16 protein-coding genes are annotated in these 23,352 nt (G+C 71.8%); 10 read left to right on the forward strand and 6 right to left on the reverse strand.

The genetic code is table 11. The features are described from left to right. Window positions 1–98: 98 nt before the first annotated feature. The 3 genes from ACIQOU_RS35490 to ACIQOU_RS35500 all read left to right on the forward strand — a co-directional run bounded on the left by ACIQOU_RS35490 (window position 99) and on the right by ACIQOU_RS35500 (window position 3,876). Window positions 99–704 carry a carbonic anhydrase gene (locus ACIQOU_RS35490; RefSeq protein WP_401544293.1) on the forward strand — a complete coding sequence of 202 codons (606 nt, stop codon included), beginning with the start codon at window positions 99–101 and terminating at the stop codon, window positions 702–704. Further along, a complete protein-coding gene (locus tag ACIQOU_RS35495; RefSeq protein WP_401544295.1) occupies window positions 701–2,626 on the forward strand; it encodes a SulP family inorganic anion transporter in 1,926 nt (641 codons plus the stop codon). Before ACIQOU_RS35490 ends, ACIQOU_RS35495 begins: the two co-directional genes overlap by 4 nt. A 110-nt stretch (window positions 2,627–2,736) precedes the next feature. Beyond that, entirely contained in the window at window positions 2,737–3,876 is a 1,140-nt protein-coding gene (locus tag ACIQOU_RS35500) for an LLM class flavin-dependent oxidoreductase (RefSeq protein WP_401544297.1), read from the forward strand. Between the two features lie 137 nt (window positions 3,877–4,013). Here ACIQOU_RS35500 and ACIQOU_RS35505 read toward each other — a convergent pair whose 3' ends face one another. The 3 genes from ACIQOU_RS35505 to ACIQOU_RS35515 form a co-directional block, all read right to left on the reverse strand. Further along, complete coding sequence (locus ACIQOU_RS35505) at window positions 4,014–4,937, reverse strand: oxidoreductase (protein ID WP_401544300.1); 924 nt, start codon at window positions 4,935–4,937, stop codon at window positions 4,014–4,016. A 116-nt stretch (window positions 4,938–5,053) separates the two neighbouring features. After that, window positions 5,054–7,804, reverse strand: a complete 2,751-nt coding sequence (ppdK, locus tag ACIQOU_RS35510; RefSeq protein ID WP_401544301.1) for a pyruvate, phosphate dikinase — start codon at window positions 7,802–7,804, stop codon at window positions 5,054–5,056. 609 nt (window positions 7,805–8,413) lie between these two features. Next, window positions 8,414–9,610 (reverse strand): ROK family protein, encoded by a 1,197-nt coding sequence (locus tag ACIQOU_RS35515; protein WP_401544304.1) that lies wholly within the window; start codon window positions 9,608–9,610, stop codon window positions 8,414–8,416. A gap of 121 nt (window positions 9,611–9,731) precedes the next feature. Between ACIQOU_RS35515 and ACIQOU_RS35520 the strand changes: the two genes are divergently transcribed. The 3 genes from ACIQOU_RS35520 (at window position 9,732) to ACIQOU_RS35530 (ending at window position 15,406) form a co-directional block, all read left to right on the forward strand. Beyond that, on the forward strand, window positions 9,732–11,162 hold the full coding sequence (locus ACIQOU_RS35520) for an MGH1-like glycoside hydrolase domain-containing protein (protein ID WP_401544307.1): 1,431 nt from the start codon (window positions 9,732–9,734) through the stop codon (window positions 11,160–11,162). Next, window positions 11,159–13,096, forward strand: coding sequence for a glycogen debranching N-terminal domain-containing protein (locus tag ACIQOU_RS35525; protein WP_401544309.1), 1,938 nt, complete (start codon window positions 11,159–11,161; stop codon window positions 13,094–13,096). Before ACIQOU_RS35520 ends, ACIQOU_RS35525 begins: the two co-directional genes overlap by 4 nt. A gap of 630 nt (window positions 13,097–13,726) precedes the next feature. Next, window positions 13,727–15,406 carry a CDP-alcohol phosphatidyltransferase gene (locus tag ACIQOU_RS35530; protein ID WP_401544311.1) on the forward strand — a complete coding sequence of 560 codons (1,680 nt, stop codon included), beginning with the start codon at window positions 13,727–13,729 and terminating at the stop codon, window positions 15,404–15,406. 60 nt (window positions 15,407–15,466) lie between these two features. On the opposite strand, the gene dusB is transcribed toward ACIQOU_RS35530, so the two are convergent. Beyond that, window positions 15,467–16,621, reverse strand: a complete 1,155-nt coding sequence (gene dusB, locus ACIQOU_RS35535) for a tRNA dihydrouridine synthase DusB (protein WP_401544313.1) — start codon at window positions 16,619–16,621, stop codon at window positions 15,467–15,469. A 129-nt stretch (window positions 16,622–16,750) separates the two neighbouring features. On the opposite strand from dusB, the gene ACIQOU_RS35540 reads away from it, so the two are divergent. The 4 genes from ACIQOU_RS35540 to ACIQOU_RS35555 all read left to right on the forward strand — a co-directional run bounded on the left by ACIQOU_RS35540 (window position 16,751) and on the right by ACIQOU_RS35555 (window position 21,280). After that, the gene (locus tag ACIQOU_RS35540) at window positions 16,751–18,208 is read left to right on the forward strand and encodes an MFS transporter (protein ID WP_401544315.1); all 1,458 of its coding nucleotides are present in this window, start codon (window positions 16,751–16,753) and stop codon (window positions 18,206–18,208) included. 120 nt (window positions 18,209–18,328) lie between these two features. Continuing rightward, a complete protein-coding gene (locus tag ACIQOU_RS35545; RefSeq protein WP_401544318.1) occupies window positions 18,329–18,538 on the forward strand; it encodes a hypothetical protein in 210 nt (69 codons plus the stop codon). An 80-nt stretch (window positions 18,539–18,618) separates the two neighbouring features. Next, a complete protein-coding gene (locus ACIQOU_RS35550; RefSeq protein ID WP_401544321.1) occupies window positions 18,619–19,776 on the forward strand; it encodes a serine hydrolase domain-containing protein in 1,158 nt (385 codons plus the stop codon). A 481-nt stretch (window positions 19,777–20,257) separates the two neighbouring features. Then, entirely contained in the window at window positions 20,258–21,280 is a 1,023-nt protein-coding gene (locus ACIQOU_RS35555) for an alcohol dehydrogenase (RefSeq protein ID WP_401544323.1), read from the forward strand. A 201-nt stretch (window positions 21,281–21,481) separates the two neighbouring features. Here the strand turns inward: ACIQOU_RS35555 and ACIQOU_RS35560 are convergent, their stop codons facing one another. Beyond that, entirely contained in the window at window positions 21,482–22,066 is a 585-nt protein-coding gene (locus tag ACIQOU_RS35560) for a TetR family transcriptional regulator (protein ID WP_401544326.1), read from the reverse strand. A gap of 23 nt (window positions 22,067–22,089) precedes the next feature. Beyond that, entirely contained in the window at window positions 22,090–23,154 is a 1,065-nt protein-coding gene (locus ACIQOU_RS35565; RefSeq protein WP_401544328.1) for an aldo/keto reductase, read from the reverse strand. Window positions 23,155–23,352: the final 198 nt, after the last annotated feature.

Raw genomic sequence — 23,352 nt, forward strand, 5'->3', positions numbered from 1 at the left:
CCCTTCGACTATCCGGGCATTAGTGTTCCTCTAACCTTCCACTAGCCCCGCCACGGTTACGGTTTGAGCAGGTCAGAAGCTTCCCCTCGGGAGGAAACATGAAGGCACTGCTGGACCGCGCCCGCGCTTTCAAGCGGCACTGCGAGTTCGAGAGCGACGCATATCGGAAATTGGCCGACGGCCAATATCCCGAGGTCCTGTTCATCACCTGCTCGGACTCCCGGGTGATTCCCGCACTGATCACCGGAGCGCGCCCCGGCGAGATATTCGAGCTGCGGAACGCGGGCAATATCGTCCCGCCGCACGGGCAGCAGGGCGCCTCGGGCGAGGCCGCCACCATCGAATACGCGCTGGAGGTGCTCGGCGTTCAGGACATCGTCGTGTGCGGTCACTCGTACTGCGGCGCGATGGGTGCCCTGAAGTCCGGGGACGACCTGTCCGGGCTGCCGGGGGTCGACGCGTGGCTCGGGCTGGCCCGGCCGCGCCTCGCACCCGTCCTCGGCGCCGGTGCCGACGCCCCGCCGCTGTCGGACATCGTGCAGCTGAACGTCGTCAACCAGCTTGCGGTGCTGCGGAGTTACCCGGTGGCGCGGCGGCGGCTCGACGAGGGGCGGCTGCGGCTGCACGGCTGGTACTACGAGGTGGACACCGGTCAGGTGCAGGAGTTGGACGCGGACGGTTCGTTCCGGGTGCACGCGGCATGAGCGGCACCCACGCCCGGCACGCGCGGGCCCGCGAGGAGGCGCCGGGGGTGGACTGGACGGAGAGCGGGCGGTGGCTGTTCGACGAGCCCGCGCCCGCGCCGCCCCCGATGCCGCCGATGCCACCTAGGCCGCCGGAGCCGCCCAGGGCCGCGTCATCGCCGTTCCGCCCCCTGGCCTCCAAGAACCTCAAGGGTCCCAAGGGTCCCAAGGCCGATCTGGCCACCGAGATCACCGCGTCCCTCGTCGTCTTCCTGGTCGCGCTGCCGCTGTGCATCGGCGTGGCCGTGGCGTCCGGGGTGCCGGCCGAACTCGGCATCATCTCGGGCGTGATCGGCGGCCTCGTCGTCGGCGCGGCCCGGGGTTCCACGCTCCAGGTCAGCGGTCCGGCCGCCGGGCTCGCGGCGCTGGTGGCGGAGACGGTGGTGGAGCACGGCGTGGCGATGCTCGGGATCGTCGTGCTCTTCTCGGGGCTGTTGCAGATCGTGCTCGGGCTGATCCGGTTCGGCCGGTTCTTCCAGGCGATCTCGCTGGCCGTGGTGCAGGGCATGCTGGCCGGGATCGGGCTGCCGTTGATGTTCAGCCAGGCCTACCCGGCGGCGGACGCGAAGGCGCCGGGCACGCCGTTGGAGAACATGGCCGGTTTCCCCGGGCTGCTCGCGGACACGTTCGCCGATCCGCAGGCGCTGATCGCGGCCGGGCTCGGCACGGCCACCGTCGTGCTGAGCTTCCTGTGGAAGAAGGTGCCCGCGCCGCTGAACAAGGCGCCGGCCGCGCTGGTCGCCGTGGTGATCGGCATGGCCGTCGCCGCGCTGCCCGGCGTCGAGGTGCGCACCCTCCAGGTCGGCAACCTCCTCGCGTCGGTGTCGTTGCCGGGTCCCGCGCAGTTCGCGGGGCTCGCGGACGCCGGCATCATCACCGCGATCCTCACGTTCACGGTGATCGCGTCCGCCGAGTCGCTGTTCACCGCGGCCGCCGTGGACCGGATGCACGACGGCCCGCGCACCCGCTACAACCCCGAACTCGTCGCGCAGGGCGCCGGGAACGCCCTCGCCGGACTGCTCGGCGCGCTGCCCATCACCGCGGTGGTGGCCCGCAGTTCGGCCAACGTCCAGGCGGGCGCGAAGACGCGGCTCTCGCGCACCCTGCACGGGCTGTGGCTGCTGGCGTTCGCGATGCTGCTCCCCCAGGTGCTGGCGCTCATCCCGATCTCGGTGCTCGCGGGTGTGCTGGTGCACAGCGGCTGGAAGCTGTTCGCGCCGGGCGAGTTCCCGAAGATGTGGCGGCAGGACCGGGGCGAGTTCGCGGTGATGGCCCTCACCACGGGGGTGATCGTGGCGACCGCGCTCCTGGAGGGCGTGCTGGTCGGGCTCGCGGCGGGCATCGTGCTCGCGGCCCTGCGCATGTCCCGGACCGTGGTGCGCCAGCACCTCGACGACGACACCGCGAAAGTCGTGATGGCCGGGAACGCCACCTTCCTGCGACTGCCGCAGCTCATCGAGGCGTTGGAGGCCGCCGCCGAGTCGGGGCGCCCGCGCATCCGCCTCGACCTCACCGGCGTCACCCACCTAGACCACGCCTGCCGCACCCAGGTCGACGAGTTCGTCGCCCAGCAACGCGCCAAGGACATCCGCGTGGAGCTGCTGATGCCGCTCCCGGCCCGACCGGAGGACGCCCCCGCGTCCGAGGGCGCGCGCTTCGAGAACGGCGGGAACGGCGAGGCCATCGAGTACGGCGAGGCCATCGAGTACGGGGCGAACGGTGAGCACGTCACCCACGCCGCCGACGGGACGCCGTTGCCCCGCCGGGGCGGGCCGCGTCCCCGGCCCGAGGCCTCCCCCGGGCCCACCGCCGAGTGGTTCTATCTGGACACCCGCCCGGTACCGGACGACTTCTTCGCGAAAGCTCCACAAAATACGATATGAATCACACACCGGGCCGCTATCACGACAATGTCGTACACGGCACTCTGTTCGAGAGAAGCGGAAGATCTTTCCCGCGGCGTGAACGGCAGAACAGAGAGGCAGTTCGGCACGTGAAGCTCGACATGTTCAGCGAGATCCAGGACCCGCGCCCGTGGGCGACCGAGGACCACGAACACCGGCGGATCACGGAGACGCTGGAACAGGCCGCGTTGGCGGACGAGTTGGGGTACGACTGCTGGTGGCAGGTGGAGCACCACGGCGCCGAGGAGTTCAGCCTCAGTTCGGCACCCGAGCTGCTGCTCGCGGCGTTGTCGCAGCGTACCTCCCGCATCCGGCTCGGCCACGCCGCGGTGCTGGCCCCGGCCGAGATCAACCACCCGCGCCGGGTCGCCGAACGCGCCGCGTGGCTCGACCAGTTGAGCGGCGGCCGGGTCGAACTGGGCCTGACCCGCTCGACCGCGCCCGAGTGGCGGATGTTCGGCGTCGACCCGGCGACCGCGCGGGCGCAGACGCAGCACGCCTTCGACGAGATACCCCGCCTGTGGGCGGGCGAGGGTGAACGGCCCGTCGTGCCGGGCCCGTTGCAGCAGCCGCACCCCGCGCTGTGGCAGGCGGCCTCCAGTCCGGCGTCGTTCGAGGAGGCCGGGCGGCGCGGGGTGGGTGTGCTCGGCACCACGCTGTGGGAGCCGCTCACCCGGGTGGCCCGGCTGGTGGAGCTGTACCGGGAGGCGGCGGCGAACTGTCAGAAGCCGGCCGGGGCGTTCGTCAACGACCAGGTCGCGTTCTTCACGTTCGTGCACTGTGCGGAGACCGACGAGGAGGCGTTGCGGTCGGGCGCGGCGACCGCTGCCGCGTGGTACACGGCTCGGGCGCTGACCTTCTTCGAGGCGGCCGAGGCGTTCGTCGAGAACATGAAGATCGAGCAGGGGATTCTCGCCGATCCGGCGGGTGGGGGGTTGACCGGGGCGTTCCTTCGGGGCGAGTCGGGGGCGGCGCCCAATGCCGCGCAGATCGCCATCGGGCGGATTCTTCAGGGGGAGACGGTTCCCGAGGACGAGTTGTTCGAGGCGCTGATGGCTCAGGACTCGTTGATCGTCGGTAGTCCCGAGACGTGCCGGCGCAAGTTGCGGGCGTATGCGGACGCGGGGATCGATCGGTTGATGTGCTTCCAGCAGGTCGGGGGGATTTCGCATCCGCGGGTCATGGAGAGTATTCGGCGGGTCGGGGAGCTGATACCCGAGTTCGCGTGAGGCGGGATGGGGCGGGGAGTGCGGATGTGGCTGACGGCGCGTCGTAGCTGGTCGCGCCCACGCGACGGAGCCACACATCGACACAGCCCTGCGCCCCCAAATGCCTTGAGGGAGCGGGGCGTTGGCTCAGTTGCCGCTCACGTTGCCCTTGTTGCCGTCCACTTGGTCGCTGTCAGTTGTTCTGAGGTGTGCCAGAGGTGGTGGGCTGTTGTGTCGTTCCTGGTTCGGGCGGCTTGCCAGGAGGGGGCTGGGGCTCCTCGCCACATGAGGAAGGAGGGGCCCCAGAAGGTGCCGGGGCGGATGTCGGGGGCCGTGGCCGCGTAGAGGGTGGGGAGGGCACCGGCCTCCGCCGACTGGGCCACCACCCGGTTGCCGATCTCCACCACGCGTTCGACCGCTCGGCGTCCCTCCGCCCGGGGGCCCGCCGTCTGGAGGTTGGTGGCCGCGTAACCGGGGTGCGCGGCGACCGCGATCGGGCCGTCCGTGCCGGCCTGACGGGCCAACTCGTGGGTGAACAGCAGGTTGGCGGTCTTGGAGCGGCCGTAGGCGATCCAACGCCGGTAGCCGCGCTCGCTGTTGAGGTCGGCGAAGTCCAGGTCGGCCAGCGCGTGCATCATGCTGGACACGGTCACCACCCGGGCGCCGGGCGCGGCCCGCAGGTGGGGCAGGAGCAGCCCGGTGAGGGCGAAGTGGCCCAGATGGTTGACGCCGAACTGCGTCTCGAACCCGTCCGCCGTGGTGCCGTACGGCGGGGCCATCACCCCGGCGTTGTTGACGAGCAGGTCGAGCCGCTCGGGCCCGAACCCGGCGGCGAACTCCCTTACGGATCGCAGGTTCCCGAGGTCGAGGTGGCCGAACTCGACGTGCGCGTCCGGGACTTCGTCGCGGAGGCGGCCGACAGCGTCGTTGCCCCGGGTCTCGTCGCGGCAGGCGAGGATCACGTGGGCGCCCTTGCGGGCCAACTCCCGTGCGGTGACGTATCCGAGGCCGCTGTTGGCGCCGGTGACGACGGCGGTGCGGCCGGTCTGGTCGGGGATGTCGCCGACGTTCCAACGGCTCATGAGGGGGGGCGCCCTTCTGGTGGGGGTGGGGCGGCCAGGCTACGGGCGGGCGCAGGACGCCGGAAGGGCGACACCCCCGCACAGGGTGCCGCCCCTCGGCGTTTCCGGTGGAGTGTCTAGCGGTGGTCGCTGCCCGTCGACACCGTCGCCGCCCGGCCCGCCTCCAGGCGCGCGACCGGGATGCGGAACGGGGAGCAGGAGACGTAGTCGAGGCCCACCTCGTGGAAGAAGTGGACGGACTCGGGGTCGCCGCCGTGCTCGCCGCAGACGCCGAGTTTGAGGTCGGGGCGGGTCGCGCGACCCGCCTCCACCGCCAGCTTGACGAGCGCGCCGACGCCGTCCCGGTCGATGGTCTCGAACGGGCTGACGCCGAAGATGCCCTTCTCCAGGTAGGCGGTGAAGAAGCTGGCCTCGACGTCGTCGCGGCTGAAGCCCCACACCGTCTGGGTGAGGTCGTTCGTGCCGAACGAGAAGAACTCCGCCGCCTCCGCGATCTGGCCGGCGGTGAGCGCGGCGCGCGGCAGCTCGATCATCGTGCCGATGGCCAGCGTGAGTTCGCTGCCGGTGGCCTCGCTGACCTCGGCGACGACGCGGTCGGCCTCCTCGCGGACGATCTCCAGTTCCTGGACCGTGCCGACGAGCGGGATCATGATCTCGGCGCGCGGGTCGCCCTTGGCCTCGCGGCGTTCGGCCACCGCCTCCGCGATCGCCCGCACCTGCATGGTGAACAGGCCCGGGATCACCAGTCCGAGGCGGACCCCGCGCAGGCCGAGCATCGGGTTCTGCTCGTGCAGGCGGTGCACGGCCTGGAGGAGCCGCAGGTCGTTCTCGTGCGACTCCTGGCGGGACTCCGCGAGGGCGACCCGGACGGAGAGTTCGGTGATGTCGGGCAGGAACTCGTGCAGCGGCGGGTCGAGGAGGCGGACGGTGACGGGCAGGCCGTCCATCGCCTCGAACAGTTCGACGAAGTCCTTCTTCTGGAGCGGCAGCAGCGCCTTGAGGGACTCCTCGCGCTCGGTGTCGGTGTCCGCGAGGATCAGCCGTTCGACCAGTTCACGGCGGTCGCCGAGGAACATGTGCTCGGTGCGGCACAGGCCGATGCCCTGGGCACCGAAACGGCGGGCGCGCAACGCGTCCTCGGCGTTGTCGGCGTTGGCCCGCACCCGCAGCCGGCGCTTGCGGTCGGCGAACGCCATGATCCGGTGGACGGCCTCGACGAGTTCGTCGGCGTCGTCCGCGCCGGCGTGCATGCGGCCCTCGAAGTACTCGACGACCGGCGACGGCACGACCGGCACCTCACCGAGGTAGACCTTGCCGCTGGAGCCGTCGATGGAGATGAGGTCGCCCTCCTCGACGAGCTGCCCGCCCGGCACGGTCATCCGCCGCCGCTTGGTGTCGACCTCCAGCTCCTCCGCGCCGCACACACAGGTCTTGCCCATGCCGCGCGCGACGACGGCCGCGTGGGAGGTCTTGCCGCCCCGGCTGGTGAGGATGCCCTCGGCGGCGATCATGCCGTCGAGGTCGTCGGGGTTGGTCTCCCGTCGCACCAGGATGACCTTCTCGCCGGAGCGGGACCATTTGACGGCGGTGTAGGAGTCGAACACCGCCTTGCCGACGGCCGCTCCCGGGGAGGCCGCGATGCCGCGTCCGACCGGCTTCGTCTTGGCGTGCTCGTCGAAGCGCGGGAACATCAGCTGGGCGAGCTGGGCGCCGGTGACGCGTTGCAGGGCCTCGGTCTCGTCGATGAGGCCCTGGTCCACCAGTTGGGTGGCGATGCGGAAGGCGGCCCCCGCGGTGCGCTTGCCGACCCGGGTCTGGAGCATCCACAACTGGCCGCGCTCGATGGTGAATTCGATGTCGCAGAGGTCCTTGTAGTGGTTCTCCAGGGTCGCCATGATCTGCATCAGTTCGGCGTACGACTTCTGGTCGAGCCGTTCCAGTTCGGCGAGCGGAACGGTGTTGCGGATGCCGGCGACGACGTCCTCGCCCTGCGCGTTCTGGAGGTAGTCGCCGTAGACGCCCTGGTGGCCGGAGGCGGGGTCGCGGGTGAAGGCGACGCCGGTGCCGGAGTCGGGGCCGAGGTTGCCGAAGACCATCGAGCAGACGTTGACGGCGGTGCCGAGGTCGTGCGGGATGCGTTCCTGACGGCGGTAGAGCTTGGCGCGGTCGGTGTTCCAGGAGTCGAAGACCGCGTGGATCGCGAGGTCCATCTGCTCACGCGGGTCCTGCGGGAAGTCCCGGCCGGCCTCCTTCTTCACGATCTTCTTGAAGGCGGTGACCAGTTTCTTGAGGTCGGCCGCCTCCAACTCGGTGTCGACCGCGACCTTCTTGGCCGACTTGGCCTTCTCCAACGCCTCCTCGAACAGCTCGCCGTCGACGCCGAGGACCGTCTTGCCGAACATCTGGATGAGGCGGCGGTAGGAGTCCCACGCGAACCGGTCGTCGCCGGCCTGCCGGGCCAGGCCCTGCACGGACTGGTCGGACAGACCGATGTTGAGAACGGTGTCCATCATGCCCGGCATCGAAAACTTCGCCCCCGACCGCACCGACACCAGCAGCGGGTCGTCGGCCTGGCCGAGCTTCTTGGCCATCCTGGCCTCAAGGGCGTCGAGGTGCGCACTCACCTCGGCACGCAGTGCCGCCGGCTCCTGGCCGCTGTCGAGGTACACCTTGCAGGCGTCGGTGGTGATCGTGAACCCCGGCGGGACGGGGAGGCCCAGGTTGGTCATCTCGGCGAGGTTGGCGCCCTTGCCACCCAGGAGGTCCTTGAGGTCCTTGTTGCCTTCGGTGAAGTCATAAACGAACTTCGGCCCCTGGGGCGCCGCTGTCGTTACGGGACTGACCGGGGGTTCTTTGATTTCCGACACGGGTCTCGACTCCTCGGGACGCGGTGGGCTGCCCTGACGGCGAGGAACATACCCAGATCGAAGGCGTCTGGGTACGGCCACTTGCGTGTCATACGCCTGTAACCCGCCCTCCGCCAGCGGATCGAAAGTCACGGGGCGGGGGGTGGGGGGCCGCCGTTGCGTTCACCTCTTGAACGCGAGATCGGGTGCGGGCGGGCACAGGTCGGACTTTCCGCTCAGTTGAGCATCTTCACCGCCCGTTTGATTTTGATCGATGAACGATCACCCGATGGCACCGAGTGCCACCCCTTGGAGAAGTGCAGCCGCCTCAAGATCGCTCACATGAGCGCCACCCCCATCAGGGGTGCTCCCAAGGTGGCGAGAATCACGCTAGTAGGGGGAGCCGGATTTCACCATGCGAACGGGCCCCTGCGCGGGGTGGTGGGCGGCTGGGGGTGAGGTGAGGTGGGGTTGCCTGCCGGGTGCGGGTGCGTGGGGGCTGGCCGCGCAGTTCCCCGCGCCCGTGGCGGCGTTGGGGCTCGGGGCGTCCAGCGACGGGCGTGGGCCAACCGGCGTTGGCAAAGTGCCGCCGGCCATCAGCCGAGGTCGGGGCGGCAGGCCGGGCTGTTCTCACACCCCCAGTGCGACCAAGCGTTCCTCTGCTCGTTCTGGGGTGTAGAGGTATTCGACCACCTGGGCTGCTGCTCCTATGAGGGCTGCTCGTTCGCCTAGGTGGGCTGTTACTACGTCCAGGTGGGCTGTGGAGCGGGGGAGGGCTCGTTGGTAGAGGAGTTCTCGGACGCCGGTGAGGAAGGGGGTGCCGGCCAGGTCGCCGGCGATCATCAGGACGCCGGGGTTCAAGAGGGTCACCACCGTGGCCAGGACGTCGCCCACCTGACGGCCCGCCTCGCGGGCCAGGGCGAGCGCCTCCGGGTGTCCCGCGGCCAGCAGCTCCCGTACGTCGGAGCCCGACCCGGCCGGAACCCCCGCCTCCGTCAGCCGTCGGGCGACGGCGCCACCGCTCGCGACGGCGGCGAGGCAGCCGTGGGAGCCGCACCGGCACAGCGCGTCGGCGCCGACCCGGATGTGGCCGATGTCGCCGGCGCCGCCGTCGATGCCGCGGTAGACGCTGCCGTCGACGACGACCCCGGCGCCGATGCCGGTGGAGACCTTGACGAGGACGAACGCCGAGCAGTCGGGGTGGCCCACGCGCTGCTCGCCGTAGGCCATGAGGTTGGCGTCGTTGTCGACGAGGACCGGGACGGTCGGGGCGCCGGCGCGTTCGGTGAAGGCGCGGGCCAGGCGGCCCCTTATGTCGTAGCCGTCCCAGCCCGGCATCATCGGGGGCTGCACGACCCGGCCGGTCTCGCTGTCGACGGGGCCCGGCACGGCGAGGCCGATGCCGCAGACCGCGCGGGCGGGGCGGCCGGCCTCCTTCAGCAGGTCGGCGAACCAGTCACCGAGGGTGCCGAGCACCACCTCGGGGCCGTCGTCGACGGCGAGCGGACCGGAGCGCTCCGCGTGTATCTCGCCGGTGAGGGAGAGCAGGGCGGCGCGGGCGTGCCGGGTGTCGAGGTCGGCGGCGAGGACGACGGCGTGTTCGTCGTCGAACTCCAGGGTGATGGAGGGGCGCCCGCCCAGGGGTGAGTCGACCGGGCCGCCGGCGCCCTCGCGCAGCCAGCCCGCACGGAACAGCCGTTCGAGACGTTGGCCGACGGTGGCGCGGGACAGTCCGGTGGCCTGCTGGAGGGCACCGCGTGTGGTGGCTCGCCCGCTTCGCACCAGTTCGAGCAGGTCTCCGGCGCTCGTCTGTCCCCGACCGGTCATGCGCACCCCCTTGTGTTTCTCAACTCTGCATTACATATTGAGTTGTGCGTGTTAAATAGACGTAACCCTACGGTAGCCAAGACCGAACCCGGTCGGCAGGACGTCTTTCGGGGAGCCCCGAGTGGATCGCACCGCACTCTTCACCAGCCGTTTCACGGAACACGCCGTTGCATACGATCCGCCGCCCGCGGACCCGCTGCACGTCGGAGCCGTCCGCGTGCTGGAGGCGAACTGGACGGGCACCTCCACGGTGCCCTCGCGCGGGCTGTATCCGCACCAGTGGTCATGGGACTCGGCGTTCATCGCGATCGGCCTGCGGCATCTGTCGCCGCTGCGGGCGCAGACGGAGCTGGAGACGCTGCTGACCGCGCAGTGGGCGGACGGGCGGATTCCGCACATCGTGTTCAACCCCTCCGTCCCGCTCGACGCGTACTTCCCGAGCCCCGACTTCTGGCGCTCCTCCACCGCCGGGCGCGCCGCGGGCGCCCCGCGCACGGTACAGACCTCGGGCATCGTGCAGCCACCGGTGCACGCGCTGGCCGCGTGGCTGGTGCACCAGGCCGACCCCGGGCTGTCGCGGGCGCGCGGCTTCCTCACCCGCATCTACCCGCGCCTGGCGGCCTGGCACCGCTATCTGCTGCACCGGCGTGACCTCGGCGGCGCCGGGCTCGCGTCCGTCGTGCACCCCTGGGAACAGGGCATGGACAACAGCCCCTGCTGGGACGCCCCGCTCGCCCGTATCACCCCGGCCCCGGCCCGCTCCTTCCGCCGCGCCGACCTCGACCACGGCGCCCCCGAGGACCGCCCGACGGACACGGACTACGGCCGGTACGTGCGGCTCGCGACGGAGTACCGGGACGGCGGGTACAACGACGGTGACGGCGCCCAATTCGCCGTCGAGGACCCGGCGTTCAACGCCCTGCTGATCGCCTCCGAGCACGCCCTCGCCCGGATCGCGGCGGAGTTGGGGGCCACCGGCACGGCGCGGCACGCGCGGGCCGAACGGCTGACCCGGGTGCTGCGGGAGCGGCTGTGGGACCCGGCGGCCGGGATGTTCCTGTGCCGGGACGTGCGCGGCGGCGGGCTGATCCCCGAGCGCAGCGTGTCGGGGCTGGTGCCGCTGCTCCTGCCCGACCTGCCCCGGGAGACGGTCGCCGCGCTGGTCCGCACGGCGTACGGGCCGCACTTCGGGCTCGGCGGTGCCACCCGGCTGGCGCCCAGTTACGACCTGCTCGGTGAGGAGTTCGACCCGCACCGGTACTGGCGGGGCCCGGCCTGGTTCAACACCAGCTGGCTGCTGGAACGGGGCCTGCGCACGCACGGCGAACTGGACCGGGCCGACGCCCTGCGCCGCGCCTTCCTCGACATCGCCCAAACGTCCCGATTCGCCGAGTACGTCGACCCGTTCACCGGCGAGGCCTGCGGGGCCACCGGCTTCGGCTGGACGGCCGCGCTCACGCTGGACCTGCTCCACACCCGCCCCGGCGACCAGGTGTCGACGGCGGGCTCGCGCACGTTCGAGATGAGTGACAAGGGAGGGGACGACGCATGACGGACCGGCATCATCTGCTCGTGCACGGCGGGACGTTCGCGTGTGTGGGTGACGGCGGAGACATCAGCGGCGTGCGCAACTCCGGTTCGCCGGACGGGTTGTTCGTGCGGGACGCCCGGCATCTGAGCCGTTGGCAGCTGACGGCCGACGGCGCGGTGCCGGAGTCGCTCACGCCGGTCGCGGACGGGGAGACGGCGCGCTGTGTGCTGGTGCCGCGCGGGGGTCGGCAGGAGCCGCCCGCGTACACGATCTTCCGTGAACAGGCCGTCGGCGAAGGGGCGTTCGTCGAGACGCTGCGGCTGACCAGCAACCGTCCGGTGCCGACGACGGTGCGGCTCGCGCTCACCGTGGACGCCGACTTCACCGACCAGTTCGAGCTGCGCTCCGACCACCGCACCTATGTCAAGGTCGGCGCCACCCGCTCCCGTCAAGTCCTCGACGACGGCGTGGAGTTCAGCTACCAGCGGGGTGACTGGCGCTCTTCGACGACGGTGACGGCCGCGCCCGCGCCGGACGGCGTCGAGGAGACCGGTACCGGGGCCCGTCGGCTGGTCTGGAGCCTCGACCTCGCCGCGCACGGCGCCGCCGAACTGTCGTTGCGGGTCGCCGCCCGTCCGCACGGCGCGGCCCAGGAACCCCGGGTGCCCGCCTCGCCGGTCGCCGCGGGTGAGCAACTGCGGGCGTTGGAGGCGGAGTTCGTGGAGGGCGTGGCCTTCCCGACCGGCTGGCCCGAGCTGTCGACGGCGTGTGCGCGCGGCCTCGCCGACCTCGCCGCGCTCCAGGTGCCGGCGACCGGGCCGGACGGTGAGGAGCTGCGGGTGCCGGCCGGGGGCGCGCCCTGGTTCCTGACGCTGCTCGGCCGGGACGCGCTGCTGACCTCGTTGTTCGCGCTCCCCTACCTTCCGCAGCTGGCGGCGGCGACGTTGCCCGCGCTCGCCGCCGTCCAGGCCACCGAGACCGGGCCTGCGGCCGTCTCGCAGCCGGGGAAGATCGTGCACGAGGTGCGGCACGGGGAGTTGGCGCACTTCGGGCAGGTGCCGTTCGGGCGGTACTACGGGTCGGTGGACGCGACACCGTTGTTCCTGGTGCTGCTGGGGGCGTACGTCGAGCGGACCGGGGACACGGGGCTGGCCCGGCGTCTTGAGCCGCACGCGCGGGCGGCGATCGGCTGGATGCTCGACCACGGCGGGCTCACCTCGCGCGGGTACCTGGTCTACCGCGCCGACCAGGGCGGCCTCGCCAACCAGAACTGGAAGGACTCCCCCGGCGCGATCTGCTCCGCCGACGGCACCCGGACGAGCGGGCCGGTGCTGGCGGCGGGGGCGCAGGGGTACGCGTACGACGCGCTGCGCCGCACCGCGCACCTCGCGCGCACGGTCTGGGACGACGAGGTGTACGCGGCGCTCCTCGAACAGGCGGCGGGGGATCTCCGGGACCGTTTCCAACGGGACTTCTGGATGCGGGAGCAGGAGTTTCCGGCGCTCGCGCTGGACGGGGAGGGGCGGCAGGTGGACGCGCTCGCCTCCGACGCGGGGCATCTGCTGTGGTCGGGGCTGCTGGACAAGGAGTACGGGGAGGCGGTCGGGCGGCGGCTGCTCGCGCCGGACTTCTTCTCCGGGTGGGGGGTGCGGACGGTGGCCTCCGGGCAGGGGGCGTATCACCCGTTGTCGTATCACCGGGGGTCGGTGTGGCCTCATGACAACGCGTTGATCGCGCTCGGGTTGGCTCGGTACGGGTTGCATGACGAGGCTCGGTCCGTGGCCCACGCGTTGGTGGACGCGGCGTCCGCGACGGGGCATCGGTTGCCGGAGGTTCTCGCCGGCTACGACAGGGGGGCCTGTCCGACGCCGGTCCCGTATCCCCACGCGTGCGTACGGGAGTCCCGGTCGGCGGCGGCCCCCCTGGCCCTGCTCACAGCAGTAGGCGGCGTCTGAGGGCCCCCTCGGGGGGGCGGTTGTTCGACGGGCGCGGGTGCGCGGGGGCTGGCCGCGCAGTTCCCCGCGCCCCTTTAACGACGTCCAGTCCCGCCGACCAGAAAGTTGGCCGGGGCCAATCAACCGACGGCGGGTGCGGCGCCATCGTGGCTGAGCGCGCAGTTCCCCGCGCCCCTTTAGCGGCATACGGTCACGCCAACCAGGCAACCTCCGGGGAGGGCCGAGCCGTTCTCGGGTGCGGCGCCGTGGGGGCAGGCCGCGCAGTTCCCCGCGCCCCCTCACCGGCATCCAGTCCCGCCAACCAGGCAGCCGCCCCGCGTCGCGGGGGGACCTGCCCGGCCAAGGCCACCACACACCCCCCAGGGGCGCGGGGAACTGCGCGACCAGCCACGACGCACCCGCACCCGAAAACCGTCCAGGGCCCCCCGGCCAGCCACCCGGCCAAGGTGGCCGCACACCCCCCAGGGGCGCGGGGAACTGCGCGGCCAGCCCCCACGTACCCGCGCCCGAGGCCCCTTCAGGGATTTGCTCGGTGTTTAGGTCGGGTTTCTGAACGGCCCCGGGTGGGGTCGCGTACGTGTGGGCGGACGGGCTCGGGCCCGTTTGTCGCACGTACGGAAGGACCAACGGGTGCCTGAGTCCACGCGCATTCGCCAGCAACCCGCCCCCCACGCGCCGGCTTGGCGACTCGGCGTCAAGTGGGCGCTCAGCACGCTCGCCGCCACCCTCGTGCTGGCCGCGCTCCTGCTGCCGGACACGGGCGGCGCGTTGCAGCCGGACCGGTTCAGCAGGCTGCCGGTGGAGGCGATCGTCGGAGCCGCGCTGGTACTGGCGTTGCCGCGCCGGGGCCGGATCGTGGCCGGGGCGGCGGGCGGGCTGGTCCTCGGCACCCTGACCGTGCTGAACCTGCTGGACATGGGGTTCACGGAGTATCTGGGGCGGCCGTTCAACCCGGTGCTGGACTGGGGCCTGCTGCCCGACGCCCAGGCGTACGTCGCGGACGCGATGGGCAAGCCGGTGGCCATCGGCGCGACCCTCGCCGCCGCCGCCCTGATCGCCGCCCTGCTCGGCGTGATGGCCCTGGCCGTCGTCCACCTCGCGCACCTCCTCGCCCGGCACCGGCGTGCCGCGACCCGGGGCACGCTGGGCGCCACCGTCGTCTGGGTGCTGTGCTCGGCGTTGAGCCTCCAGATCTCCGGCGTGCCGATCGCCGCCGACCGGGCCGCGTCGGCGCTGGCGATCCAGACCCGGGGCGTGCGGGACACCCTGCGCGACGAGGCGGACTTCCGGAAGATCGCCAAGGTCGACGCGTTCGGGAACACCCCGGCCGACCAGTTGGTGCCCGATCTGCGGGGCAAGGACATGGTGTTCACGTTCATCGAGAGCTACGGGCGCAGCGCGATCGAGGACCCGATCATGGCCCCCGGCGTCGACAGGACGCTGGACGCCCGCACCAAGGCCCTGGCCAAGTCCGGCTTCCACGCGAAGAGCGGCTGGCTGACGTCGGCGACGTACGGCGGCAGCAGTTGGCTCGGCCACTCGACGACGTTGTCGGGGCTGTGGATCGACAACCAGCAGCGGTACCGGACGGCGATGGCGAGCGACCATCTGAGTCTGACCAAGGCGTTCCAGAAGACGGGTGCCTGGGACACCGTCGGGATCATGCCGGGTGTGCAGAAGGCGTGGCCCGAGCAGAGGTTCTACGGCCTGGACAGCGTCCGCAACGCCTTCCAACTCGGGTACAAGGGACCGAAGTTCAGCTGGTCGACGATGCCGGACCAGTACGCCCTGGAGGCGTTCCAGCGGCTGGAGCACGGCAAGAAGCGCACGAAGCCGCTGATGTCGGAGGTCATCCTCACCTCAAGTCACCAGCCGTGGGCGCCGATCCCGACGATGGTCGACTGGGACCGGGTGGGCGACGGCTCGGTCTTCGACGCCGTGGAGAAGTCCGGCAAGAAGGCCTCGGACATCATCACCAGCCCGTCCAGGTCCCGTGCGGAGTACGGCAGGTCGATCCAGTACTCGGTGACCGCGCTGACGGAGTGGCTCCAGCGCTACGGCACCGACGACACCGTTCTCGTCTTCCTCGGCGACCATCAGCCGATCGCCCGGGTCAGCGGCGAGCACGCCAGCCGTGACGTCCCGATCTCGATCGTCGCCAAGGACCCCAAGGTTCTTGAGAAGGTGGCGAGTTGGGGATGGACGGACGGACTGCGGCCCGCCCACGACGCACCGGTGTGGAACATGAGCGCCTTCCGCGACCGCTTCCTGACCGCCTACGGATCGACTCCCCACCCCAAGAAGGGATGACCCCAGGACGGGGTGAGTTCAGGACGGGCTGAAGCACCCCGGCCCCCGGACTGATCCCCCTCAGCCCCCCGACGTGTCCAGTTCCGCGTCCTCCGTCACGCCCGCGCAGTCGTACGGGTCCTTCAGCCAACCGTCCGGCAGGACCACCCTGTTGTTGCCCGACGTGCGGCCGCGCGGACCGTCGGCGCCGGTCGGCCAGGACTGGTCGAGGTCCAACTCGTCGAGCCCTGAACGGAGTTCGGCCAGGGACGAGGTGATGGCGAGCCGCTTGCGCATCTCCGAGCCGACCGCGAAGCCCTTGAGGTACCAGGCGACGTGCTTGCGGAAGTCGATGACGCCCCGCGACTCGTCGCCGATCCACTCGCCGAGCAGCGTGGCGTGCCGGACCATCACGTCGGCGACCTCCCGCAGCGACGGCCGGGCGACGGCCTCGGGGCGCCCCTCGAACGCGGCGACCAGGTCCGCGAAGAGCCACGGGCGGCCCAGGCAGCCCCGGCCGACGACGACGCCGTCGCAGCCGGTCTCGCGGACCATCCGCAGCGCGTCGTCGGCCGACCAGATGTCGCCGTTGCCGAGCACCGGGATCTCCGGGACGTGTTCCTTGAGGCGGGCGATGGCCTCCCAGTCGGCAGTGCCGCCGTAGTGCTGGGCGGCGGTGCGGCCGTGCAGGGCGATGGCGGTGACGCCCTCCTCGACGGCGATGCGGCCCGCGTCGAGGTAGGTGAGGTGGTCGTCGTTGATGCCCTTGCGCATTTTCATGGTGACCGGCAGGTCGCCCGCGCCGGTCACCGCCTCGCGCAGGATCGCGCGCAGCAGGGGCCGCTTGTAGGGGAGGGCGGAGCCGCCGCCCTTACGGGTCACCTTGGGGACGGGGCAGCCGAAGTTCAGGTCGATGTGGTCGGCGAGGCCCTCCTCCGCGATCATGCGGACGGCCTTGCCGACGGTGGCCGGGTCGACGCCGTACAGCTGGATCGAGCGCGGCTTCTCGGTCGCGTCGAAGTGGATCAGCTGCATCGTCTTCTCGTTGCGCTCGACCAGCGCCCTGGTCGTGATCATCTCGCTGACGAACAGGCCCTTGCCGCCGCTGAACTCCCTGCACAACGTGCGGAAAGGGGCGTTGGTGATCCCGGCCATCGGGGCCAGGACGACGGGCGGCACCACGGTGTGCGGGCCGATCTGCAAGGGGGCGGCGGCTGAGGGCACGGACTCGGACATGGCCCCATTGTCGCGCACCGGCCACCTCCCCCGGTCCCGGGCCGGATATCGGCGCCGCCCCGCACGGCCATCTCCGTGTAGGGGTAATTAGTTAGACACACTATTGAACGACAGCGTACGATTATCGGCATGCCCGAGCTCACCGCGCGCCGCCGCATGCTGGTTCTCGCCATCTGCTGCATGAGCCTCCTGATCGTCAGCCTCGACGTCACCGTCCTGAACGTCGCCCTCCCCTCGATGCAGAGAGAACTCCACGCGAGCACCTCCGGGCTCCAGTGGACGATCGACGCCTACACCCTCGTTCTCGCCTCGTTGCTGATGCTCGCGGGCTCCACCGCCGACCGGATCGGCCGCAAACGGGTCTTCCTGGCCGGACTCGTGGTGTTCGGCGTCGGCTCGCTGCTGTGCTCGCTGGCGCCGAATCTCGACGCGTTGATCGCGTTCCGCATGATCCAGGCGGTCGGCGGTTCGATGCTCAACCCGGTCGCCATGTCGATCATCACCAACACCTTCACCGACCCGCGCGAACGGGCCCGGGCGATCGGTGTGTGGGGCGCGGTCGTCGGCATATCCATGGCGGCGGGTCCGCTGGTCGGCGGGTTGCTGGTGGACTCGGTCGGCTGGCGCTCGATCTTCTGGATCAACCTCCCGGTCGCCCTCGCGGCCCTGCTGCTGACCCTGCGCCACGTCCCCGAGTCCCGCGCCCCCAGGGCCCGCCGCCCCGACCCGGTCGGCCAGGCCCTGGTGATCGCCCTGTTCGGTTCGCTGACGTACGCGATCATCGAGGCGCCGGACAAGGGCCTGACCACGGTGCTGCCCTTCGGGACCGTCGCGTTGGCGGCCCTGATCGCCCTCCTGTGGTACGAGCCCCGGCGCGACGAACCCCTCATCGACCTGCGGTTCTTCCGCTCGGTGCCGTTCAGCGGGGCGACGGTGATCGCGATCGCGGCGTTCGCCGGGCTCGGCGGCTTCCTGTTCCTGTCGACGCTGTACCTCCAGAACGTCCGGGGCCTGGACGCCCTGCACGCCGGGCTGTGGATGCTGCCGCTGGCGGTGCCGACGTTCCTGTTCGCGCCCGTCTCCGGACGGCTGGTCGGCAGCCGGGGGCCCCGGCCGTCGTTGCTGATCGCGGGAACGGCGATGACGGCAAGCGCGCTGCTGTTCGCCGCGTTCGACGCGGAGACGAACGACGTGCTGCTCATGCTGGGCTACGCCCTGTTCGGCATCGGCTTCGGGTTCGTGAACGCGCCGATCACCAACACGGCCGTGTCCGGGATGCCGAGGACCCAGGCGGGCGTCGCGGCGGCCGTCGCCTCCACCAGCCGCCAACTCGGGCAGACGCTGGGCGTCGCGGTGGTCGGCGCGATCCTCGCGTCGGGCGTGGGCGCGTCGTCGTACAGGGACACGTTCGTCGCGGCGGCGAATCCGGGCTGGTGGATTCTGACCGGCTGCGGTGTGCTGGTGCTGGTCCTCGGCGCCCTGACCAGCGGGCGCTGGGCGCGCGGCACGGCGGAGCGGACGGCCAGGCGCCTGGAGTCGCCCGAGGTGCGCGAGGCGGCGAGCGTCGGAGGCATCGGCGGGAGGTGACCGGGCACGTTCACGTCGACGACATTCCCCGGGCGGCCACCGGCGGATTGCCCAACGGGCCGTGCGCACCTCCCCGTTGGTGCCGTTCGTGCCGCACACTCCTGGCCGGAGGCGATCCATATGACGGACATCAGCACGAGCAAGGTGAGCCGCTGGGACCAGCACGGGCAACAGCACGTCGTCCAGGTCCGGCGCCACGGCCCGCAGCGCACGATCCACTGCGACACCTGCGGCTGGCAGAAGGGGGCGCAGTTCCTGCCCTGGCTGAAGGCAGAGGAACATCTGGCGCGGGAGCATCAGGCGACGGTGGACCCGTCGGCACCGGAGTGAGGGGGCGGCGGGGCACGCGATGACTTACGGGGCGCCGGGGAGTCGTATGAGTGACACGCCCTGCTCCCCCGGAGGCCGCCATGACCACTCAGCCCACTCCCCTGCGCACCACGCTGCAACGACATGTCGACAACGGCGCTGTGCCCGGCGCGGTCGGCCTGGTCGCCCGGGGTGCGGAGTCCGAGGTGGTGGCCGTCGGCTCGATGGACGTCGAGGGCACCGCCCCGATGACCCCGGACACGATTTTCCGGATCGCCTCGCTGACCAAACCGATCACGGCGGCGGCGGTCCTGGCGCTGGTGGAGGACGGCCGTGTCGCCCTGGACGCGCCGGTGTCCCGGTGGCTGCCGGAGCTGGCGGCGCCGGTCGTGGTCCGCACCCCGGACAGCCCCGTCGACGACGTCGTCCCGGCCGAGCGCCCGATCACCGTCGAGGACCTGCTGACGTTCCGGGTCGGCTGGGGCTTCCCGGCGGACTTCCGACTCCCCGCTGTCCAGGCCCTGTTCCATGTCCACGCCAACGGCCTCGCCCCCTACGCCATGCCCGACGCGGACGCCTGGCTGGCCCGCCTCGCCGAGGTGCCGTTGCTGCGGCAGCCGGGCTCGGCGTGGCTCTACAACACCGGCTCCGACCTCCAGGGCGTCCTGGTGGCCCGCGCCTCGGGCCGGAGCCTCCCCGACTTCCTGGCCGAACGGATCTTCGAGCCGCTGGGCATGACGGACACGGCCTTCGAGGTGCCGGTCGCGAAACGGGACCGGTTCCCCAGCTCCTACGCGCCGGACGCGCAGGGCGGCCTGCGGCTCCTGGACACCCCGGACGGCGGTTTCGGCCGGGCTCCGGTCTTCGCCTCGGGCGCGGGCGGCCTCGTCTCGACGGCGGCGGACTGGCTGTCGTTCGCCCGGATGCTCCTGAACGGCGGCGGGGCCCCGGACGGCCGCCGCGTGCTGTCCCCCGAGTCGGTGACCCGCATGACCACCGACCACCTCACCGCCGCCGAACGCGACGCCTCCACCCTGTTCCTGGAGGGGCAGGGCTGGGGCTACGGCGGTCAGGTCGACGTCGTCCGGGTCGCGCCCTGGAACATCCCCGGCCGCTACGGCTGGACCGGCGGTTCCGGCACGGCGGCCCATCTCGTCCCGTCGACCGGTCTGGTCACGATCCTGCTCACCCAGGTGGCCATGACCGGCCCGACCCCTACGGGTCTGATGCGGGAGTTCTGGGGGGTGGCGGGGGTGTGAGGAGAGAGACCTCGGACAAGCCGGCGACGGAGCTGGTGCTGGGGTTCGTCAACACCCGGCCGACCGGCAACGGCGATCCCGAGCGCCTGGGCGACGCGCGGGCGCTGCGGCTGTGGGCCGAGGCGGCCGGACTCGGGGCGGTGAGGAGCTGCGGGTCACCGACGCGGACGCGGCCGTCGCCCGGGAGCCGCGCGACGCGCTGGCGGTGCTGCTGCTCTCCCACGTGGGCGTCGAGGAGGACCCGGGGCGCGCCGGCCGACGCAGAGGACCGTCTGAGGCGGGTCGCGGAGCTGTATCCGCTGGTCACGGTCGTCACCGCGAGCGGCTGCGCCCTGGTGCCCTCGCAGCGCGGGATGCCCGGCGTGTTCGGTTCGCTCTTCCGCTCGCGTTCGCGGCGTGGGGGGCCGAGGCTGGCGGGAGAGCGGTGCCGCCCTCGGCGCCGTCCGCGCCGCAGCCCAGGAAGCAGAGTCGAGGAGACGTCATGAGTGCCACGATGAAGGCCGTCCGCATCCCGGAGATCAACGGTTCGCTGAGCGTGGTGGACCTGCCCGTGCCGCAGCCGGGCCCCGGCCAGGTCCGTATCGCGGTCGAGGCGTGCGGGGTGTGCCACACCGACCACAACATCGTGCGCGGCGACATGGGCGACGGCCCGTTCCCGCTCACGCCCGGGCACGAGGTCGCCGGGCGGATCAGCGCCGTCGGCGAGGGCGTGGCCGACTGGTCCGTGGGCGACCGGGTGGCGGTGGGCTGGTTCGGCGGCAACTGCGGCCACTGCCTGGCATGCCGTGAGGGCGACGCGATCAACTGCGCCAACGGCCAGGTCCCCGGCGTCGCCTACCCCGGCGGCTACGCCGAGGCCCTGGTGGTCCCGGTCAGCGCGCTGGCCCGCATCCCCGACACCCTGACGGCGGCGGAGGCCGCGCCGATGGGCTGCGCCGGGGTGACCGTGTTCAACGCCCTGCGCCGCAGCTCCGCGCTCCCCGGCGACCTGGTCGCGATCCTGGGGCTCGGCGGCCTCGGGCACCTCGGGGTGCAGTTCGCGCGGGCGATGGGCTTCGAGACCGTGGCCGTCGCCCGGGGCTCCGAAAAGGCGCCCCTGGCCAAGGAGTTGGGCGCCCACCACTACATCGACAGCACCGCGGGTGACGTCGCCCAGGCACTCCGGGCGCTGGGCGGCGCCAAGGTGGTGCTGGCCACCGTCACCGTGCCGAGTGCGATGACGGCGGCCATCGACGGACTGCGCGCCCGGGGCGAGTTGGTCGTCGTCGGCGCCTCTCCGGAGAAGATCGAGGTGAGCCCCTACCAGCTCATCTCGGGGCAGAAGAAGGTGCAGGGCCACGCCTCGGGCACCTCCCGCGAGGTCGAGGAGACCTTGCGTTTCGCGGCCCTGTCCGGGGTACGCGCGATGATCGAGGAGGTCCCCCTCGACGAGGCCCCCGCCGCCTACGCCAAGATGCTCGCCGGAGACGCCCGCTTCCGCATGGTCCTGACCACAAGCGGCTGAGCCGAGCCAACGCCTCTTCGCCTCTTCGCCCCTTCGCCTCTTCAACGGCCTTGAGGTGCTGGCCAGTTGCCCCGCCGACCCCGGCCGCCGCGACCGTCGACGGCCACCCGGCAGGGAGGCTCGCGACTGCCGCCCCCCCTTGCCGCATACGGGAGTTGTCCGCAGCGCTGCCCGAACTCCTCCCGCCTCTCCAGGAGTCGGTCAGGCCCGTAGGCCCCTCAGCAGCAGATCCAGTACCGCGTCCAACTCGGCCCGTACTCCCGGGTTCGCCCACTCCCGCACATGGCCCGGGTCATGGAAGGCGCCGGTGGCCAGGAAGAGGACGTGGGCGGTACCGGCCGGGTCCCCGGTGACGAAGACGCCCGCCTCGACCCCGGCGCGGACAACGTCCGTGAGCTGGCCATTGAGTTCGGCGAGATGGGCGCTGACGGCGTCGTCGGCGTCGGTCAACTCCATGTAGGTGGCGAAGAGTTCGGGATCGGCGCCCGCCTTGTCGCGCTTGACCTCGAAGAGGGTGACGAACCACTCCCGCAGTCGCGCCTCCGGATCACCGCCGCGCGCCACGATCCCGGCGAGCAACCGCTCCGTCGGGTCCAGCCAGCGCCGGGTCACCGCCTGCCGCAGCGCCGCCTTGGTGCGGAAGTGGCGGTACACGCTGCCGTGGCTGACACCGAGCGCACGGGCCACGTCGACCACGGTGGCCTTGGCGGGGCCATGGCGGCGCAACACCTCCTCGGTCGCTTCGAGGATGCGCTCGGCGGTCAGGGGCGGAGAACTCGGGGCCATGCCCAAAACCGTACCCGGCGTGGTCAGCGTTCCAGGTCGGCCATCATGGCCGTCGGATAACGGTCACCGGCGGCCGCGCCCTCGGGGATCGCCGCCTCGATCGCCGCGAGGTCGGCCGCGTCCAGGGTGACGTCCAGCGCGCCCAGCGACTCGGTGAGTCGCTCGCGGGTGCGGGCGCCGATCACCGGCACGATGTCCGCGCCGCGCGAGAGGGCCCAGGCGATGGCGGTCTGGGCGAGGGTGATGCCCTTGTCGGCGGCGATGGCGCGCAGGGCGCCCGCGAGGTCGAGGTTGCGCCGCAGGTTGTCGCCCTGGAAACGGGGCGTGTGGGCGCGGAAGTCGTCCGGCGTCAGGGTGCGGCCGGGGCCGAAGTGGTCGGAGATCAGACCGTGGGCGAGGACACCGTAGGCCGTGACGGCGATGCCCAACTCCCGGACGGTGGGCAGGATCTCGGCCTCGATGGAGCGCGAGAGCAGCGAGTACTCGAATTGCAGGTCCGCGATGGGCGCGGTGGCGGCGGCCCGCCTGATCGTCCCGGCGCCGACCTCGCTGAGGCCGATGTGCCGGACGTAGCCCTGCTCGACGAGTTCCGCGACGGCGCCGACCGTCTCCTCGATCGGGACCTGCGGGTCGAGGCGGGAGATGCGGTAGACGTCGATGTGGTCGACGCCGAGGCGCTGGAGGGAGTAGGCGGCGAAGTTCTTGACGGCGGCCGGGCGGCCGTCCTGGCCCGAGAAGGCGCCGTCCGGGCCGCGCATGCTGCCGAACTTCACGCTGAGCAGGGCCTGTTCGCGGCGGGCGGCGGGGGCGGTGCGCAGGGCCTCACCGATCAGCAGCTCGTTGTGGCCCATGCCGTAGAAGTCGCCGGTGTCGAGGAGGGTGACGCCCGCTTCCAGGGCGGCGTGGAGGGTGGCGATCGACTCGGCACGGTCACCTGCGGCGCCGTACGCCGGGGACATGCCCATACAGCCGAGGCCGAGGGCACCGACCTCGGGCCCGGTGGCACCGAGGCGGCGGGTGGGAGTGGGGGTGGCCGGGGACGTCGGGTGCGTCTGCGCGGCCGTCTGTGTCTGCGGGTGATGGGTCATGCCTCCACCTTCGCATGACGACTGACAGATTTCAATATCTGTCACCCCATCTTCCAACCTTCCAACCCTCCCCTGACCCCCAACCCCCCTGACCTCCAGCCCTCGCCCCAGCCCCAGCCCTCGCCCCCCCCCAGCCCCAGCCCCAGGGCAGCAAAAACGCCCGCCCCCCGCCGACCGGAGTCGGTGAGGGGCGGGCGT

Origin of the sequence: Streptomyces sp. NPDC091279 (assembly GCF_044757465.1) — a bacterium.
Classification (GTDB): Bacteria; Actinomycetota; Actinomycetes; order Streptomycetales; family Streptomycetaceae; genus Streptomyces.